The 18,744-nt window shown below is 68.2% G+C and carries 16 protein-coding genes; 12 read left to right on the forward strand and 4 right to left on the reverse strand.

The features are described 5' to 3' along the window. The first annotated feature begins 425 nt into the window (after window positions 1-425). The 4 genes from G3N94_RS20515 (at window position 426) to G3N94_RS20530 (ending at window position 5,461) form a co-directional block, all read left to right on the forward strand. On the forward strand, window positions 426-2,549 hold the full coding sequence (locus tag G3N94_RS20515) for a site-specific recombinase (RefSeq protein WP_205794413.1): 2,124 nt from the start codon (window positions 426-428) through the stop codon (window positions 2,547-2,549). Between the two features lie 44 nt (window positions 2,550-2,593). Next, window positions 2,594-3,892, forward strand: coding sequence for a class I SAM-dependent RNA methyltransferase (locus G3N94_RS20520; RefSeq protein ID WP_205794414.1), 1,299 nt, complete (start codon window positions 2,594-2,596; stop codon window positions 3,890-3,892). Window positions 3,893-4,305: 413 nt separating this feature from the next. After that, the gene (locus tag G3N94_RS20525; protein WP_205794415.1) at window positions 4,306-4,701 is read left to right on the forward strand and encodes a VOC family protein; all 396 of its coding nucleotides are present in this window, start codon (window positions 4,306-4,308) and stop codon (window positions 4,699-4,701) included. 73 nt (window positions 4,702-4,774) lie between these two features. Continuing rightward, entirely contained in the window at window positions 4,775-5,461 is a 687-nt protein-coding gene (locus G3N94_RS20530; RefSeq protein ID WP_205794416.1) for a YafY family protein, read from the forward strand. 16 nt (window positions 5,462-5,477) lie between these two features. On the opposite strand, the gene G3N94_RS20535 is transcribed toward G3N94_RS20530, so the two are convergent. The 3 genes from G3N94_RS20535 to G3N94_RS20545 are packed head-to-tail and all read right to left on the reverse strand — an operon-like array spanning window position 5,478 to window position 8,397. After that, a complete protein-coding gene (locus G3N94_RS20535) occupies window positions 5,478-6,932 on the reverse strand; it encodes an NAD(P)(+) transhydrogenase (Re/Si-specific) subunit beta (protein WP_205794417.1) in 1,455 nt (484 codons plus the stop codon). Continuing rightward, the gene (locus G3N94_RS20540; RefSeq protein ID WP_124604336.1) at window positions 6,929-7,246 is read right to left on the reverse strand and encodes an NAD(P) transhydrogenase subunit alpha; all 318 of its coding nucleotides are present in this window, start codon (window positions 7,244-7,246) and stop codon (window positions 6,929-6,931) included. The genes G3N94_RS20535 and G3N94_RS20540 overlap by 4 nt, the downstream gene beginning before the upstream one ends. Window positions 7,247-7,257: 11 nt before the next feature. After that, complete coding sequence (locus G3N94_RS20545) at window positions 7,258-8,397, reverse strand: Re/Si-specific NAD(P)(+) transhydrogenase subunit alpha (RefSeq protein WP_205794418.1); 1,140 nt, start codon at window positions 8,395-8,397, stop codon at window positions 7,258-7,260. A gap of 278 nt (window positions 8,398-8,675) precedes the next feature. On the opposite strand from G3N94_RS20545, the gene G3N94_RS20550 reads away from it, so the two are divergent. The 3 genes from G3N94_RS20550 (at window position 8,676) to G3N94_RS20560 (ending at window position 12,065) form a co-directional block, all read left to right on the forward strand. Beyond that, on the forward strand, window positions 8,676-9,185 hold the full coding sequence (locus G3N94_RS20550) for an NUDIX hydrolase (protein WP_205794419.1): 510 nt from the start codon (window positions 8,676-8,678) through the stop codon (window positions 9,183-9,185). After that, window positions 9,182-10,327 carry a tRNA 2-thiouridine(34) synthase MnmA gene (gene mnmA / locus G3N94_RS20555; protein ID WP_205794420.1) on the forward strand — a complete coding sequence of 382 codons (1,146 nt, stop codon included), beginning with the start codon at window positions 9,182-9,184 and terminating at the stop codon, window positions 10,325-10,327. Before G3N94_RS20550 ends, mnmA begins: the two co-directional genes overlap by 4 nt. A gap of 118 nt (window positions 10,328-10,445) precedes the next feature. Next, a complete protein-coding gene (locus G3N94_RS20560; RefSeq protein WP_205794421.1) occupies window positions 10,446-12,065 on the forward strand; it encodes an FMN-binding glutamate synthase family protein in 1,620 nt (539 codons plus the stop codon). 91 nt (window positions 12,066-12,156) lie between these two features. Here the strand turns inward: G3N94_RS20560 and G3N94_RS20565 are convergent, their stop codons facing one another. Further along, a complete protein-coding gene (locus G3N94_RS20565; RefSeq protein ID WP_205794422.1) occupies window positions 12,157-12,783 on the reverse strand; it encodes a glutathione S-transferase N-terminal domain-containing protein in 627 nt (208 codons plus the stop codon). Window positions 12,784-12,963: 180 nt separating this feature from the next. Here G3N94_RS20565 and G3N94_RS20570 point away from each other — a divergent pair, with 180 nt between their 5' ends. The 5 genes from G3N94_RS20570 (at window position 12,964) to purH (ending at window position 18,716) form a co-directional block, all read left to right on the forward strand. Beyond that, window positions 12,964-14,361, forward strand: coding sequence for an aminopeptidase P N-terminal domain-containing protein (locus tag G3N94_RS20570; protein ID WP_205794423.1), 1,398 nt, complete (start codon window positions 12,964-12,966; stop codon window positions 14,359-14,361). 69 nt (window positions 14,362-14,430) lie between these two features. Then, the gene (locus G3N94_RS20575; RefSeq protein WP_205794424.1) at window positions 14,431-15,609 is read left to right on the forward strand and encodes a UbiH/UbiF/VisC/COQ6 family ubiquinone biosynthesis hydroxylase; all 1,179 of its coding nucleotides are present in this window, start codon (window positions 14,431-14,433) and stop codon (window positions 15,607-15,609) included. A gap of 196 nt (window positions 15,610-15,805) precedes the next feature. Further along, on the forward strand, window positions 15,806-16,876 hold the full coding sequence (gene dusB / locus G3N94_RS20580) for a tRNA dihydrouridine synthase DusB (protein ID WP_205794425.1): 1,071 nt from the start codon (window positions 15,806-15,808) through the stop codon (window positions 16,874-16,876). Beyond that, window positions 16,873-17,106, forward strand: coding sequence for a Fis family transcriptional regulator (locus G3N94_RS20585; protein WP_006476892.1), 234 nt, complete (start codon window positions 16,873-16,875; stop codon window positions 17,104-17,106). The genes dusB and G3N94_RS20585 overlap by 4 nt, the downstream gene beginning before the upstream one ends. A gap of 44 nt (window positions 17,107-17,150) precedes the next feature. Next, window positions 17,151-18,716, forward strand: coding sequence for a bifunctional phosphoribosylaminoimidazolecarboxamide formyltransferase/IMP cyclohydrolase (gene purH, locus G3N94_RS20590; RefSeq protein ID WP_205794426.1), 1,566 nt, complete (start codon window positions 17,151-17,153; stop codon window positions 18,714-18,716). The last annotated feature ends 28 nt before the right edge of the window (window positions 18,717-18,744 follow it).

Genomic DNA, 18,744 nt, shown 5'->3' on the forward strand with positions numbered 1-18,744 from the left:
CAGCGGCCGCGACGACGTCCGGCGGAAAGACTGCCGCCGCGCCGCTCGTCCCGTGCCCCGCGAACGCAACGGCCGGCGGTTCGGCTGGCGATGCGGCCGGCGCGACCGGCAAGCCGGGGACGTAACCGGCAGCGGCTGCGCGCGGACCGTCACGGCCCGAACTTGCATTGTTTGTCAAAATCCGCCGGAACCGCCGACTGGCTTTCCGGTCGGCTTGCGTTTTTGCGTCCGATTGACGATCCTACGCACGTTCAGGCCTGCACAGACCGGCACCCGCGCCCGTGACGCCGCGCGGGCCGCATCGAACGGGCCGCGGCGTTGCCGCCGTGCCCGGCCTGCCTCACCGGTATTCCAGGCGCCGCCTCCCGGCCGGCGCCTCGCCGCATCCGAAACCCGCCCGTCCAGGGCCATCGCTATTCCGTTCTATGTTTCGTTCCCTGACGACCCTGATCAAGAAGTGGCGCGCGTCGCGCAGTGCGAGCCACCAGCTCGACGCGCTGCTCGCGCATGCCGACGCCGACGCGCCCTACGCCGAGCGCTGCGAATGGCTGATCGAGCTCGCGCACTGGCTGCGCCGCAGCGGTGCGATGCAGTCCGCACAGGACGCCGCGGCCGAGCGCGACGACGACATCCGCACGTATCCCGCGCACGCGCGGCTGCGCTACCTGTTCCACGTGCTCGACCGCAATCCCGCGTGGAAATCGCACGCTGCGCGGATCCTGCGCAGCATCCTGCGCGAGTGCGACGGCATCTCGCTGCTGTGCGACGCGGGCATGCCCGTGCACTCCGGCTTCTTCGGCGCGCTGTTTGAACGGCTCGACTCGTCGCTGATCCCGCCCGCGCCGAACCGCCGTGAGCTGTCCGCGCTGTTCACGCTGATGTTCCCGGCGCCGGAAGACGTGAAGTGGATCGACGCGCTGCCCGACGATCTGCTCGCGCGACTCGCCGCGCTGTTCTCGTTCGACGTGACCGACGACGAGCGCCACGAGCCCGGCTCGTTCTCGCGCGACCTGCTGGCCGCGCTGCACAACCTGACCTGCCAGATCAGCTCGACCGGCCTGTCGCAGACCGTGCGCAGCCGCCTGTCCGACGACGACGCGCACCAGCCGCTCGAGTCGCAGCCGTTCTACCGGCTCACGCGCGCAATGCTCGCCGTCGAGACCGCGCATGCGGCGGTCGAGGACGGCGGCGACGCGAGCAAGCTGCTGCACGAGGTCAACTACCTGCGCATGCTGCTCGACGAATGCCGGGTGTCGGTCGACGACGTGTTCTCGCACCTGTACCGCAACGGCGTGTCGGTCGACATCGTGTTCCAGGTCGAGCGGATGCGCATGCGCATCCAGCGCGCCGAAATGCTGCTCAACGCGTGGATGGCGCGTGACGACCTGCGCGGGATCGCGCACCTGAGCGCCGAGCTCGTCGATGCAAACCAGAACAGCCAGAGCGTGTCGCACCTCGTGCGCAGCAATTTCTCGCTGTTCGCGCGCAAGCTCGTCGAGAACAACGCGGACACCGGCGAGCACTACATCACGCGCGGCCGCGCCGAGTACCTGAAGATGCTGCGGATGGCCGCGGGCGGCGGGCTCGTCACCGTCGTGACGGTCTGCGCGAAGTTCGCGATCACCGGTGCACACCTGCAGTCGATGCTCGAAGGGCTGCTCGCCGGCGTCAACTACGCGGCGAGCTTCATGCTGATGCACTTCCTGCACTTCACGCTCGCGACCAAGCAGCCGGCGATGACCGCGCCGACGCTCGCGCGCGAGCTCGACGGCACCACGCACGACGACGGCGTGAAGCAGTTCGTCGCGTCGGTGATCGCGCTGATCCGCACGCAGGCCGCGGCCATCGCCGGCAACGTGCTGGTCGTGCTGCCGGTGTGCTTCCTCGTGCAGATGTTCGCGAGCGGCGTGCTGCACGCGAACCTGATCTCGCCACAAAAGGCGCATGCGACGCTGCAGTCGTTTTCGCTGCTCGGCCCGACGCCGCTGTACGCGGCGCTCACGGGCGTGCTGCTGTGGTCGTCGAGCCTGCTCGCCGGCTGGGCCGACAACTGGTTCGTGCTGCATCGCGTCGGCGACGCGCTCACGTACAACCGCCGGCTGCGCCTCACGCTCGGTGCGGCCGGCGCGGCGAAGCTCGCGCATTTCTGCCGGTCGAACGTCGCCGGCGTGGTCGCCAACGTCGGCCTCGGCCTGATGCTCGGCCTCGTGCCCGCGATCGTCAGCGTGTTCCTGTTCTCGTTCGAAGTGCGGCACGTGACGCTGTCCGCGGGGTCGATCGGCATCGCGCTCGGCGTGCTCGGCAAGGAGACGCTGCACACGCCCGAGCTGTGGTGGGCTGCGGCGGGTGTGCTCAGCATGGCGATCCTCAACGTGCTGGTGAGCTTCGCGCTCGCGTTCACGATGGCCGTGCGCTCGCGCAGCCTGCGGCCGACCAAGGTGCGCGCGCTGGTTGCCGCGATCGGCCGCGCGGTCGCCGCGAATCCGGTCGTGCTCGTCTGGCCGGCCGACGACCGGAAGGCCCACACGAGCCAGCACGGGTCGCACTGACACGCGCGTACAATACTGGACTTTTGTCCGCCCTCACCCGTCTTATGTCCTCGCCCACCCTGTTCGAATTCTTCGCTCCCTGCCCGCGCGGCCTCGAAGCGGCGCTCGCCGCCGAGCTGGCCGAGATCGCCGGCCGCCACCTGGACGGCGCGCCGTTCGCCGCGGGCGCGCAGGTGCCGGGCGGCGTCCATTTCCGGGGCGGCTGGGCCGCCGGCATGGCCGCAAACCTGCATTCGCGAATCGCAAGCCGCATTCTGCTGAAGATTGCGCACCGCCCGTACCGCAACGAGCAGGACGTGTACGCGCTCGCGCTCGAGCAGCCGTGGGAGCGCTGGTTCGCGGCGACGCAGACGCTGCGCGTCGACATCACCGCGATCAAGTCGCCGCTGAAGAGCCTCGAGTTCGCGACGCTGCGCGTGAAGGATGCGATCTGCGACCGGCTGCGCGACAAGACCGGCGCGCGCCCGAGCATCGACACCGGTGCGCCCGACGTGCGCGTGTTCGCGTTCCTGACCGCCACCGACTGCACGCTGTATCTCGACACGTCCGGCGAGCCGCTGTTCAAGCGCGGCTGGCGCCTCGACAAGGGCGCGGCGCCGCTGCGCGAGAACCTCGCGGCCGGCATCCTGCGCCTGACCGGCTGGACGCCCGGCACGCCGCTGTACGACCCGATGTGCGGCAGCGGCACGTTCCTCGCGGAAGCCGCGCAGATCGTGCTCGGCGTGGCGCCTGGCGTCGAGCGGCGCTTCGGTTTCGAGAAGCTCAAGCAGTACGACATCACCGCGTGGCAGGGCCTGAAGGTCGCGGCGCTGGACGTGAAACGCGCGGCGCGCGGCAAGCGCGACGATCTCGCGGTCTACGGCAGCGACATTTCGGGCGACATGCTCGACAAGGCGCGCACGAACCTCGAGCGGGCGGGCGTGCCGTCGGTGTGGCTCAAGCAGGTCGACGCGCGCGTGGTGGCGCTGCCGTGCGACGCGCCGGGGATCATCGTCGCGAACCCGCCGTACGGCGAGCGGATCGAGGTGCGCGGCCGCAGCGCGCGCGGCGAGGTGCGCGAGACGGGCCGCAACCGCGGCAACGACGACGCGTTCCGCCGCACGCACACCGATGCGCCCGATGCCGAGTTCTTCAACTCGTTCGGCGATGCGCTGAAGCAGCGCTTCACGGGCTGGCAGGCGTTCCTGCTGACGTCCGACCGTTCGCTGCCGGGCCAGCTCCGGCTGCGCGAGTCGGCAAAGACGCCGCTCTTCAACGGCGCGCTCGAATGCCGGCTGTTCCGCTTCGACCTGATCGCGGGCAGCGTGAAGGCACGCCCGGCCGCGCCGGACGGCGACGCGTAAGCATCGCGCGTTCGCGGCCACGCGAACGCGCACGCAGCGGGCGGCGGCTGCCGTCGCCCGCCGCCGGGGCTGGCCGCACGGCCAAACGGCCCCGCGTGACCTCATCTGGCCCCGCTTGGCCCGCTTCAGGCCGCGTCTTCAGGCTCGACAGCGCGCTCGACCAGCCACCATCCCCCTCCCTCTCCGAACTGGACGCGAGACCGTCGCCCTTGACGGATCGTCGTAGCCCAGACATCCCCGGCCGATCCGCGCATCTGCCGACATGGCTCGCCACTGACACATCCGGACGGCCGCGTGTCATGACCGACGAAGCTACTGACAGCACGCTGTCAGCAGCCCTCGATCACACTGCAATCCCGGCGCAATGCAACGCCGGTTTCCCAGACGAAATCAAACGAAACAAGGAGCAGGTCATGACGTCCGCAATCCAGGAACAACGCGCAATCGCATGGTTCGACATTCCGTCCCTCGATTTCGACCGCGCGATCCGCTTTTACGAAACCGTGCTGCAGACGACGCTGCAGCGCGAAGTGATCGGCGGCGTACCGATGGCCGTGTTCGGCCACGAGGCGTCGGCCACCGGCGGCAGCATCGTCTACGACCCGCAGCAGATGAAGCCGAGCGCGACCGGCGTGCTCGTCTACCTGAATGCGGGCGAATCGGTCGTCGCGGCGCTCGACCGCGCGAAGCGCGCGGGCGGCGTCGTGCAGGGCTCGGTCGTCGAGCTGCCGAACAACTACGGTTACATCGGGTACCTGATCGATACCGAAGGCAACCGCGTCGGCCTGCACGCGCCGAAATGCCACTGAGCCGGTCTGCGATGCAGCGGGTGCAGCGCTATCATCGCGGAATCGCCGCCTTCGACGGAATCGAGGACCAGAAATGACGCGCCGTGCCGACCGCCTGTTCCAGATCGCCGAACTGCTGCGCGGCCGGCGCCTGACGACCGCGCAGCAACTGGCGGACTGGCTGTCGGTGTCGCCGCGCACCGTGTACCGCGACGTGCGCGACCTGCAGCTGTCGGGCGTGCCGATCGAAGGCGAGGCCGGGATCGGCTACCGGCTGAACCGCAATGCGAGCCTGCCGCCGCTCACGTTCACCGCCGAGGAGCTTGCGGCGCTCGCCGCGGGCGCGCGGATGCTCGAGACCTGGGGCGGCGCGCGCTTCGCGGGCGGCGCACGTTCGGCGCTCGCGAAGATCGCGTCGGCGATGCCGGCCGACAAGCGCACCGCGCTCGACCGCCTGCCGGTGTTCGCGCCGTCGTTCCACATCGACGAGGCGTTCCCCGCGAAGGTCGACGCGATCCACCAGGCGGTGGACACGCGGCACATCGTCAGCTTCGCGTACCGCGACCGGCTCGGCGCACACACGCAGCGCCGCGTATGGCCGCTCGGGCTCGTGTACTGGGGCGGGCGCTGGACGATCGGCGCGTGGTGCGAGCTGCGCGACGACTTTCGCACGTTCGACATCGCGCGGATGGGCGACATCACCGTGCTCGAGCAGTTTCCCGACATGGAAGGGCGCCGGATCGCCGACTACATGCGGATTGCGGAAGCGCCGATGCGCTGACTCGGAAGCAAGCGCATCAGTCGACCGACTTCACCATGTCCTCGATGACTTTCTTCGCATCCCCGAACACCATCATCGTCTTGTCCATGTAGAACAGGTCGTTGTCGAGCCCCGCGTAACCCGCCGCCATCGACCGCTTGTTCACGATCACGGTGCGCGCCTTGTACGCCTCGATGATCGGCATCCCCGCGATCGGCGACGTCGGGTCGTTCTTCGCGGCCGGGTTCACCACGTCGTTCGCGCCGAGCACCAGCACCACGTCAACCTGCCCGAACTCGCCGTTGATGTCGTCCATCTCGTACACGATCTCGTACGGCACCTCGGCTTCCGCGAGCAGCACGTTCATGTGCCCCGGCATCCGCCCGGCAACCGGGTGGATCGCGTACTTCACGTCGATCCCCTTCTCGACCAGCTTGTCGGTCAGCTCCTTCAGCGCGTGCTGCGCGCGCGCCACCGCAAGGCCGTAGCCCGGCACGATCACGACCGTTTCCGCGTTGCCGAGCATGAACGACGCATCTTCCGCCGAGCCCGACTTCACCGGGCGCTGCTCCTGCGCCCCGGCCGGCCCGCCGGCTGACGCCTCGCCGCCGAAGCCGCCGAGGATCACGTTGAAGAACGAGCGGTTCATCGCGTGGCACATGATGTACGACAGGATCGCGCCCGACGAGCCGACCAGCGACCCCGCGATGATCAGCATCGCGTTGTTCAGCGAGAAGCCGATGCCCGCCGCCGCCCAGCCCGAATACGAGTTCAGCATCGACACGACCACCGGCATGTCCGCGCCGCCGATCGGGATGATGATCAGCACGCCGAGCACGAACGCGATCGCCGTCATGATGATGAACGGCAGCCACGACTGCGTGACGAAGAAGATCACGCCGAAGCCGAGCATCCCGAGCGCGAGCATCAGGTTGATCAGGTGCTGGCCCGCATAGACGACCGGCGCGCCCTGGAACAGCCGGAACTTGTACTTGCCCGACAGCTTGCCGAATGCGATCACCGAACCCGAGAACGTGATCGCGCCGACGAACGTACCGATGAACAGCTCGATCCGGTTGCCGTACGGGATGAAGGTCGACGACGTCGCGTCCGGCGGCACGAGCCCGAACGCGTCCGGCTCCGACACGACCGCATACGCGATGCAGACCGCCGCAAGACCGATCAGCGAGTGCATCGCCGCGACCAGTTCCGGCATCTTCGTCATCTCGACGCGCGCGGCGACGAACGCGCCGACCCCGCCGCCGACGACCAGCGCGCCGAGCACGAGCGCGATCCCGAGCGGCAGGTTCGCGCCGAGCGTGCCGGCCTGCTTGACGATCAGCGCGAGCGTCGTGAGGATCGCGATCGCCATCCCGACCATCCCGAACAGGTTGCCGCGCCGCGCGCTCTTCGGGTTCGACAGCCCCTTCAGCGCCTGGATGAAGCACACCGACGCGACGAGGTACAGCAGCGAAACGACGTCCATGCTCATCGCGCGCCCTCCTTCGCTGCCTTCGGCTCCTTCTTGCGGAACATCTCGAGCATTCGCCTCGTCACGAGGAACCCGCCAAACACGTTGACGGCCGCGAGCGCGACCGCGAGCGTGCCGAAGATCTTGCCCGTTGCGCCGACCGTCAGCGCGGCCGCGAGCATCGCGCCGACGATCACGATTGCCGAGATCGCGTTCGTCACGGCCATCAGCGGCGTGTGCAGCGCGGGCGTCACGTTCCACACCACGTGATAGCCGACGTACACCGCCAGCACGAAGATGATCACGTTGATCACCGTGTGATTGATGACTTCCATGGTCTCCTCCGTTATTTGCGCGTGACTTCGCCGTCGCGGCACAACAGCGTCGCGGCGATGATGTCGTCGGTCAGGTCGATGTTCAGCGTGCCTTCCTTCGTGACGATCAGCTTCATGAAGTCGAGCAGGTTGCGCGCGTACAGTGCCGACGCATCCGACGCGACCATCGACGCGAGGTTGGTGTGGCCCGCGATCGTCACGCCTTGGTGGACGATCACCTGGTCGGCGACGGTCAGCGGGCAGTTGCCACTCTTCCTGCCGTCGAACTCGGGCCCGCGGCCCGCCGCGAGGTCGATCAGCACCGAACCGGGCTTCATCGACTGCACGGTCTCGACCGAGATCAGCGTCGGCGCGGGGCGGCCCGGGATCAGCGCGGTGGTGATGATGATGTCGGCCTGCTTCGCGCGCTCGTGCACGAGCGCGGCCTGGCGGCCGAGCCACGACGGCGGCATCGGCCGCGCGTAGCCGCCGACGCCTTGCGCGGCGTCGCGCTCTTCGTCGGTTTCGTACGGGACGTCGAGGAATTTTGCGCCGAGCGACTCGATCTGCTCCTTCACGGCCGGACGCACGTCGGATGCCTCGATCACGGCACCCAGGCGCTTCGCGGTCGCGATTGCCTGCAGCCCGGCGACACCCGCGCCGAGGATCAGCACGCGCGCGGCCTTTACGGTGCCCGCGGCGGTCATCAGCATCGGCAGGAAGCGCGGATACAGCGCGGCGGCGACGAGCACGGCCTTGTAGCCGGCGATGTTGGCCTGCGACGACAGCACGTCGAGGCTCTGCGCGCGCGTGGTGCGCGGCGCGGCCTCGAGCGCGAAGCCCGTCACGCCGGCCGCCGCGAGCTGCGCGGCCTGTTCGCCGTTGAACGGATCGAGCATGCCGATCAGCACGGTGCCGCGCTTGAGCAACGGGAGTTCGGCGTCGGTGGGCGCCTGGACCTTCAGCACGATGTCGGCGTCGAAAGCAGCCGGCTGGCCGGTCAATTCGGCACCGGCGGCCGCATACGCATCGTCGGGATAACTGGCCGCGGTGCCGGCCCCCTTCGCGACGCTCACGCGGTGGCCGGCGGTCGCGTATTTCCTGACGGTCTCCGGCGTCGCGGCCACGCGCGTCTCGTTCGCGCGCGTTTCAGCAGGCACTCCGATATGCATCGTCGGTTCCTCCAGTCATTGTCAGTATTTCTTTCTTCGATTCTTACTGCAACGGCGAACCGGACACGCTGACATACCGGCTCACGAGCAACGGCGGTTACGTTCCACTTTAGCCGAAAGCCGCGGCCGCGCCAGCGCTTGACGCACGATCGTGCTGCACTGTTGCAGCGCAGCGTTTCACACGCGCGCGCGTCGCCAGCCCTGACAACATACGGGGTCGGAACGATCATTGCGCTATGGCGGGCAGCGTCCGGGCGCAACCGGTAAAATGCCCACCCATGAAACCCGAAATCTGGACCCCGCATGTGACCGTCGCGGCGCTCGTCGAGCGCGCCGGCCGCTTCCTCATGATCGAGGAAGAAACGTCGACGGGCCTGCGCATCAATCAGCCGGCCGGCCATCTCGAAGCGGGCGAATCGCTCGCCGACGCGGTGATTCGCGAAACGCTCGAGGAAACCGCGCATCCGTTCGAACCCGCCGCGCTCGTCGGCGTGTATCTCGCGCACTACGAACGCCCCGGCAACGCCGGTGCGACCTACCTGCGCTTCACGTTCTGCGGCACGGCCGGCGAGCCGCTCGCCGGGCAGCCGCTCGACGACGGCATCGTCCGCACGCTGTGGATGACGGCCGACGAGTTGCGCGCGTGCAGCGAGCGCCACCGTTCGCCGGCGGTGATGCGCGGCGTCGACGACTATCTCGCCGGGCGGCGCATTCCGCTCGATTTCGTACATACGCATTCGGTCGCGCCGCGGCCGGATGTCTTCGATCGTCAGGCGGTGGACAAATGAGCAAGCGCCGTGTGGTAGTGGGCATGTCGGGCGGCGTCGATTCGTCGGTGACCGCGTGGCTGCTGAAGGAACAGGGCTACGACGTCGTCGGCCTGTTCATGAAGAACTGGGAAGATGACGACGACGGCGAATACTGCTCGACGCGCCAGGACTGGATCGACGTCGTGTCGGTCGCCGACCTGATCGGCATCGACGTCGAGGCCGTCAACTTCGCCGCCGAATACAAGGACCGCGTGTTCGCCGAGTTCCTGCGCGAATATTCTGCAGGCCGCACGCCGAACCCGGACGTGCTGTGCAACGCCGAGATCAAGTTCAAGGCGTTCCTCGATCACGCGATGACGCTCGGCGCGGATACGATCGCGACCGGCCACTACGCGCGCGTGCGCGAGCGCGACGGTCGCTTCGAACTGCTGAAGGCATTCGATCATACGAAAGACCAGTCGTATTTCCTGCACCGGCTGAACCAGGCGCAGTTGTCGAAGACGATGTTCCCGCTCGGCGAGATCCCGAAGACGAAGGTGCGCGAGATCGCCGCGCAGATCGGCCTGCCGAACGCGAAGAAGAAGGATTCGACGGGCATCTGCTTCATCGGCGAGCGGCCGTTCCGCGACTTCCTGAACCGTTATCTGCCGACCAAACCCGGCCCGATGAAGACGCCCGACGGCAAGACGGTCGGCGAGCACATCGGTCTCGCGTTCTATACGTTCGGCCAGCGCAAGGGGATCGGCCTCGGCGGCAGCAAGGACGGCAACGGCGACCCGTGGTTCGTCGCCGCGAAGGACATCCCGTCGAACACGCTGTATGTCGTGCAGGGCCACGATCATCCGTGGCTGCTGTCGCGGCAGCTCGTCGCCGGCAACGTCAGCTGGACCGCCGGCGAGCCGCCGGCCGACGGCTTCGCGTGCGGCGCGAAGACCCGCTACCGGCAGGCCGACGCGGGCTGCACGTTTGCACGGGTGGACGGCGAGCGCTTCTCGCTCGCCTTCGACGACGCGCAATGGGCAGTCACGCCCGGTCAGTCGGCCGTGCTGTACGACGGCGAGATCTGCGTCGGCGGCGGCATCATCGAATTCGCGGCGACCGGCCAGCCCGGTCATGCGGCGAGCGCAGCCGGCGCACCGGCGCTCGCCGAAGCACGCTGACACGCATTCGGTTTAGACTTGCGGCACGCCGCACCCGGCGGGACACGATTCCGCCGCGGACGGCGCGCCGCCGCGCAGCGAACGCATGGCGGCATTTCAAGATCCTTACGGAGTCCCCATGCTTTCCAGACGCTACATCGCAATGTGGTGCGCCGTCCTGCTGCTCGTCGCGACAGCCGCATTCGCGTCACAACATGCCCTCTCCTGGCTGTGGCTTGCGATCCCCGCCGCGCTCGTCGCGCTCGGCCTCTACGACCTCAACCAGGATCGTCACGCGATCCTGCGCAATTACCCGCTGTGGGGCCACCTGCGCTTCCTGTTCGAATTCATCCGACCTGAAATCCGCCAGTACTTCGTCGAGGACGACACCGACGAAAAACCGTTTTCGCGCGCGCAGCGCAGCCTCGTGTACCAGCGCGCGAAGAACGTCGGCGACAACCGCCCGTACGGCACCGAGCTGAACGTGAAGGCGCTCGCGCACGAATGGATCAGCCATTCGCTCGCGCCGACCAAGCTGCCGAACCACGATTTCCGCGTCCGCGTCGGTGCGAACCGCGCGCAGCCGTACGACATCTCGATCTTCAACATCTCGGCGATGAGCTTCGGCTCGCTGTCCGCGAACGCGATCCGCTCGCTGAACCTCGGCGCGAAGAAAGGCGGTTTCGCGCACGACACGGGCGAAGGCTCGCTGTCGAAATACCACCGTGAGAACGGTGGCGACATCATCTGGGAAATCGCGTCCGGCTACTTCGGCTGCCGCAACGACGACGGCACGTTCAGCCCCGACAAGTTCGCGAAGCAGGCCGCCGATCCGCAGGTGAAGATGATCGAGGTCAAGCTGTCGCAGGGCGCGAAGCCCGGCCACGGCGGCGTGCTGCCGGCCGCGAAGATCACGCCCGAGATCGCCGAGACGCGCGGCGTGCCGATGGGCCGCGACTGCATCTCGCCCGCGACGCACTCGGAATTCTCGACGCCGCGCGGGCTGCTCGAATTCGTCGAGCGGCTGCGCACGCTGTCGGGCGGCAAGCCGACCGGCTTCAAGCTGTGCGTCGGCCACCCGTGGGAATTCTTCGGGATCGCGAAGGCGATGCTCGAGACCGGCATCGTGCCGGACTTCATCGTCGTCGACGGCGCGGAAGGCGGCACGGGCGCGGCGCCGCTCGAATTCACCGACCACGTCGGCGTGCCGCTGCAGGAAGGGCTGCTGCTCGTGCACAACACGCTCGTCGGGATCGGCGTGCGCGACCGCGTGAAGCTCGGCGCGAGCGGCAAGATCATCACCGCGTTCGACGTCGCGCGCACGCTCGCGATTGGCGCGGACTGGGTGAACTCGGCGCGCGGCTTCATGTTCGCGGTCGGCTGCATCCAGGCGCAGACCTGCCACACGGGCCGCTGCCCGACCGGCGTCGCGACGCAGGACCCCGTGCGCCAGCGCGCGCTCGTCGTGCCGGACAAGGCCGACCGCGTGTACAACTTCCACCGCAACACGCTGCACGCGCTGCAGGAGCTCGTGCAGGCGGCCGGCCTGTCGCATCCGTCCGAGCTGCGCGCGCATCACATCGTGCAGCGCATCGCGCCACACGAGGTCCGGCTGATGTCGCAGTTGCTGAAGTACCTGAAGCCGGGCTCGCTGCTCGGCGGCAATACCTGCGGCTTCACGCTGTACGACAAATGGTGGCCGCTCGCGCGCAGCGATTCGTTCACGCTCGGCGACGCCGTCTACACGTCGATCGAGTGACGGCGTTGGCCTTGCGAGTCACCATGAAAAACGCGCCCTTCGGGGCGCGTTTTTCATCTGCGGAATGCGTCGGCGGGCGACGCCCGCGTGATCACTGCGGTGCGGCGTCCTGCGGCACCGTGTCGACGAACGACTGCCGTTGCATCAGCTTCGCGAAATGCTTGTCGAGGTTCGGGTGGCGGTCGCGCCAGTTCAGCTCGGGCATCCGGAAGTCGAAGTAGCCGAGCGTGCAGCCGAGCGCGATATCGGCGAGCGTGTAATGATTACCGACGCACCAGGTCTTGCCGCCGAGGCCCTGCGACATCGCGACGAGCGCGTCGTCGATCTTGCGCTGATGGCGCGCGATCCAGCTCGCGCTGCGGTGCTGTTCCTCGCGCAGCATGTGCTCGAGGCGGATCACGACCGATGCGTCGAGCGCGCCGTCGCACAGCGCTTCCCAGCAGCGCACCTCGACGCGCTCGCGGCCGGACGGCGGAATCAGCTTGCCGACCGGGGACAGCGTGTCGACGTATTCGCAGATCACGCGGGAGTCGAACACCGCGGCGCCATCTTCCATCACGAGGCACGGCACCTTGCCGAGCGGGTTCGAGGCATGAATGTTCGTATCCGGCGCCCAGACGTTCTCGAGCTCCAGCTTGTAGTCGATTTTCTTTTCAGCAAGCACGATTCGCGCCTTTCGGACGTACGGGCTGCTGAGCGAACCGATTAATTTCATCATCTGCCTTTGTTGGGGAACCGCCGGGAGTATACGTTGTCGTCGATCATAACCGGCGACCGACAGTCGGTAGAAAATCGCCCGCCCGGCCTGTGGATGGTTTGCAACAGCCGCGCCGGCCTGCTTGCGCGCCCCTTTCGGCCTCCACTCACGCGCCGCGTCCGGCGGCGCTACAATCGCACGATGAATGCGCCCCACGAAACCGCCATCACCGTCGACGTCTACCGCCAGCGCCGTGAACGCGTGCTTGCCGCACTGCGCGCCGCGGGCGGCGGCGTCGCCATCGTCCCCACCGCGCCCGAAGTGCTGCGCAACCGCGATACGGGCTACCCGTACCGCCACGACAGCTACTTCCATTACCTGACGGGCTTCGCCGAGCCGGACGCGGTGCTCGTGCTGAACGCGTCCGCGCCGCACGGCGCGCCACAATCGCTGCTGTTCTGCCGCGCGAAGAACGCCGACCGCGAAATCTGGGAAGGCTTCCACTACGGCCCCGAGGCCGCACGCGATGCGTTCGGCTTCGACGCGGCGTTCGCCGTCGACGTGCTCGACACCGAGATGCCGCGGCTCCTCGCCGACGCCGGCACCGTGCATTACCGGTTCGGCGCGTCCGCCGAGTTCGACCGCCAGCTCGACCGCTGGCTCGACGCGGTGCGGGCGCAGGCGCGCACGGGCGTCGCCACGCCGGACGCGATGCTCGACCTCACGCCGCTGCTCGACGACATGCGGCTCGTCAAGGACGAACACGAACTCGCGATCATGATGCGCGCCGCGCACATCTCGGCACTCGCGCATCGCCGCGCAATGCAGATGTGCCGGCCCGGCGTGCGCGAGTACGAACTCGAGGCCGAGCTGCTCTACACGTTCCGCAAGCATGGCGCGCAGGCGCCCGCGTACGGGTCGATCGTCGCGGCCGGCGCGAATGCGTGCGTGCTGCACTACCCGGCCGGCAACGCGGTCGCGCAGGACGGCGACCTGATCCTGATCGACGCGGCCTGCGAACTCGACGGCTACGCGTCGGACATCACCCGCACGTTCCCGGCCAGCGGGCGCTTTTCGGCGCCGCAGCGCACGCTGTACGACATCGTGCTCGCCGCGCAGCAGGCGGCGATCGACACGACGCGCGCAGGCGTGCCGTTCGAGGCGCCGCACGACGCCGCGGTGCGCGTGCTCGCGCAGGGCCTGCTCGACACCGGCATCATCCCTAAAACGCGCTTCTCGAACGTCGACGACGTGATCGCCGAACGGGCGTACGCGCGCTTCTACATGCACCGTACGGGCCACTGGATCGGCATGGACGTGCACGACTGCGGCGACTACCGCGAACGGCTCGCCGCGCGCGACGGCAACGGCGCGCTGCCGTGGCGCACGCTGCAGGCCGGCATGGCGCTGACCGTCGAGCCGGGCCTGTACGTGCGCGCCGCCGACGACGTGCCGCCCGAATACTGGAACATCGGCATCCGTATCGAGGACGACGCGATCGTGCGCGAGCAAGGCTGCGAGCTGATCACGCGCGACGTGCCCGTCGCGGCCGCCGAGATCGAGGCGCTGATGCGTGCGGGCGCGGCGCACGGCGCGTGAGCGTGCGGCGTCGCTCGTTCCGCCTGTTCCGCCTCTGTTCCGCCTGTTTCATCCGTTTCACGAGTTCCGATGACGACCGATTCCTCTCCGGCCACGCCGCTCCATGACATCGCCATCGTCGGCGCGGGCCCCGTCGGGCTCGCGCTGGCCGGCTGGCTCGCGCGACGCAGCGCGACGCAGCAGTGGTCGATCGCGCTGATCGACGCGCGCGACGCCGCCGCGAGCGCGAACGATCCGCGCGCGATCGCGGTGTCGCACGGCAGCCACGTGCTGCTCGACACGCTCGCGTGGCCCGCCGACGCGACGCCGATCGAACACATTCACGTGTCGCAGCGCGGCCATTTCGGCCGCACGCTGATCGATCGCGACGAACACGACCTCGCCGCGCTCGGCTATGTCGTGCGCTATGGCTCGCTCGTGCAGGCACTCGCCGGCGCAGTCCGCGGCACGCGCGTCGAATGGCTCACGTCGACGTCCGCGCGCGCGCCGCAGCAGCACGCCGACGGCGTCACGCTGACGCTCGACGGCCCGCAGGGCGAACGCACGCTGCGTGCGCGCATCGTCGTCAATGCCGAAGGCGGGCTGTTCCACGAACAGCAGGCCGACACCGGCAAGCAACGACGCGACTACGGCCAGACCGCGCTCATCGGCACCGTGACGGTTGCCGCGCCGCGTCCGAACGTCGCGTGGGAACGCTTCACGCACGAAGGGCCGCTCGCGCTACTGCCGCTCGGCGGCGCCGACTACGCGCTCGTGTGGTGCTGCGAGCCCGCCGATGCCGCGCGGCGCGCGGCGCTGGCCGACGACGCGTTCCTGCGCGAGCTCGGCGCCGCGTTCGGCGAACGCATGGGCCGCTTCGTCGCGATCGCCGGGCGCGCGTCGTTCCCGCTCGGGCTCAACGCCGCACAGACCCTCGTCGACCGGCGCACCGCGATCGTCGGCAACGCCGCGCAGACGCTGCATCCGGTCGCGGGCCAAGGGCTCAACCTCGGCCTGCGCGACGCGCATACGCTCGTCGACGCGCTGTCCACGCACGGTGCCGAACCGGCTGCGCTCGCGACTTTCAACGCGCGACGCGCGCTCGACCGCCGGCTCACGATCGGCGCGACCGACACGCTCGCGCGGCTGTTCACGATCGAATCGGCGCCGCTCGCGCTGCTGCGCGGCGCGGCGCTCACCGCGCTCGAATTCGTGCCGCCGCTCAAGACGGCGATCGCGCGCCAGATGATGTTCGGCCAGCGGGGCTGACGCCGCCGCAGTTGACGCCGCCGCACCTGACACCGCATCTGACACGTGTCGCCGCCGCCTGCACAGGCAAGGCGGCCGACACGCACGACGCGCCACACAAACCGGGTCAAATCGGCATGACGGGGGAATACGGTAAAATGCCCGTTTTCCCTCCGCCCTTTTCGAGCCCGCGCTGGTCGCGGGCGGTGCCATTGCGATGCCCGTTATCGGCTCTCACGTATTGCGTAACAACCTGTTCGTCGCCCCGATGGCGGGCGTGACGGATCGTCCGTTCCGCCAGCTGTGCAAACGGCTGGGGGCCGGCTACGCCGTGTCCGAAATGGTGGCATCGAACGCGCAATTGTGGAAAAGCGCCAAGACGATGCGGCGCGCGAACCACGAAGGCGAAGTCGAGCCGATCGCCGTGCAGATCGCCGGCGCCGATCCGGCGATGATGGCCGAGGCCGCCCGCTACAACGTCGACAACGGCGCGCAGATCATCGACATCAACATGGGCTGCCCGGCAAAGAAAGTCTGCAACGTCGCGGCCGGCTCCGCGCTGCTGCAGAACGAGCCGCTCGTGCAGCAGATCGTCGAGGCCGTCGTCGGCGCGGTCGGCACCGGCCCGGACGCCGTGCCCGTCACGCTGAAGATCCGCACCGGCTGGGACCGCGAGCACAAGAACGCGATCACCGTCGCGCGCCTCGCCGAAGCCGCCGGCATCTCGATGCTCACCGTGCACGGCCGCACGCGCGCCGATCTGTACCGCGGCGACGCCGAATACGACACGATCGCGGCCGTGAAGGCGGCAGTCGGCATTCCGGTCGTCGCGAACGGCGACATCACGTCGCCGCAGAAAGCCAGGGCGGTGCTCGACGCGACGGGCGCCGACGCGCTGATGATCGGTCGCGCCGCGCAAGGTCGGCCGTGGCTGTTCCGTGAAATCGATCATTTCCTGCAAACTGGCGAGCTGCTGCCGCCGCCGCTGATCGACGAGATCCAGCAGGTGATGAACGAGCATCTGGAGGACCACTACGCGTTCTACGGAGAATTCACGGGAGTCCGTACTGCGCGCAAGCACATCGGCTGGTACACTCGCGGCCTTTCCGGAGCCAACGGGTTCCGGCACCGGATGAACACGCTCGATTCCACCCGCGAGCAGCTCGCCGCCGTCAATGCGTTCTTCGAGGCGCAAAAGGCGCTGTCCGATCACCTCGTCTACGTCGACGAGGACGAAGACGAGCACGGCCAGCGCGAGGCGGACGACCATAACCAGTTAGCAGCATGAGCAAGCACAACATCGAACAATGTGTCCGCGAGAGCCTGGACGTGTATTTCCGGGATCTAGACGGCTCCAATCCGCACGACGTCTATGAAATGGTGATGTCCTGCGTCGAAAAGCCGATGCTCGAGGTCGTGCTCGTGCAGGCGGGCGGCAACCAGTCGCTCGCCGCGGAGTACCTCGGCATCAACCGCAATACGCTGCGCAAGAAGCTGCAGCAGCACGGCCTGCTGTAGGCGGCCGTCCCGTCCCCGTTTCCCTGGCTATTGGTGGTTCCATCATGATCAAGCAAGCGCTCATTTCCGTTTCCGACAAGACCGGCATCGTCGACTTCGCGAAGTCGCTGTCCGACCTCGGCGTCAAGCTGCTGTCGACCGGCGGCACCGCGAAACTGCTCGCCGACGCGGGCCTGCCCGTCACCGAAGTGGCCGACTACACGGGCTTCCCGGAAATGCTCGATGGGCGCGTGAAGACGCTGCATCCGAAGGTGCACGGCGGCATCCTCGCCCGCCGCGACCTGCCGGAGCACATGCAGGCGCTCGAGCAGCACGGCATCCCGACGATCGACCTGCTCGTCGTGAACCTGTATCCGTTCGTCGCGACGATCGCGAAGGACGACTGCACGCTCGCCGACGCGATCGAGAACATCGACATCGGCGGCCCGACGATGCTGCGCTCGGCCGCGAAGAACCACCGCGACGTGACGGTCGTCGTCGATCCGGCCGACTACGCGGTCGTGCTCGACGAAATGAAGGCGAACGGCAACACGGTCGGCTACCCGACCAACTTCCGTCTCGCGACGAAGGTGTTCGCGCACACCGCGCAGTACGACGGCGCGATCACGAACTACCTGACGAGCCTGACCGACGAGCTGAAGCACGCGTCGCGCAACCCGTACCCGGCCACGCTGAACCTCGCGTTCGACAAGGTGCAGGACCTGCGCTACGGCGAGAACCCGCACCAGAGCGCCGCGTTCTACCGCGACATCGCGACGCCCGCCGGCGCGCTCGCGAACTACCGCCAGCTGCAGGGCAAGGAACTGTCGTACAACAACATCGCCGATTCGGACGCAGCGTGGGAATGCGTGAAGACGTTCGACGCGCCGGCCTGCGTGATCATCAAGCACGCGAACCCGTGCGGCGTCGCGGTCGGCAACGACTCGGCCGACGCGTACGCGAAGGCGTTCCAGACCGACCCGACGTCGGCATTCGGCGGCATCATCGCGTTCAACCGCGAAGTCGACGAAACGGCCGCGCAGGCGGTGGCGAAGCAGTTCGTCGAAGTGCTGATCGCGCCGTCGTTCAGCGACGCCGCGAAGCAGGTGTTCGCCGCGAAGCAGAACGTGCGCCTGCTCGAGATCGCGCTGGGCGAAGGCCATAACGCATTCGACCTGAAGCGCGTGGGCGGCGGCCTGCTGGTGCAGTCGCTCGATGCGAAGAACGTGCAGCCGCACGAGCTGCGCGTCGTCACGAAGCGCCACCCGACGCCGAAGGAAATGGACGACCTGCTGTTCGCATGGCGCGTCGCGAAGTACGTGAAGTCGAACGCGATCGTGTTCTGCGGCAACGGCATGACGCTCGGCGTCGGCGCCGGCCAGATGAGCCGCGTCGATTCCGCGCGCATCGCGAGCATCAAGGCGCAGAACGCGGGCCTCACGCTCGCCGGTTCGGCGGTCGCATCGGATGCGTTCTTCCCGTTCCGCGACGGCCTCGACGTCGTCGTGGCAGCGGGCGCGACCTGCGTGATCCAGCCGGGCGGCTCGGTGCGCGACGACGAAGTGGTCGCGGCGGCCGACGAGCACAACATCGCGATGATCCTGACGGGCGTGCGCCACTTCCGTCACTGATCGCACGCGACCCATGCGGTCGCGGTAC

Origin of the sequence: Burkholderia sp. Ac-20353 (assembly GCF_017104785.1) — a bacterium.
Classification (GTDB): Bacteria; Pseudomonadota; Gammaproteobacteria; order Burkholderiales; family Burkholderiaceae; genus Burkholderia.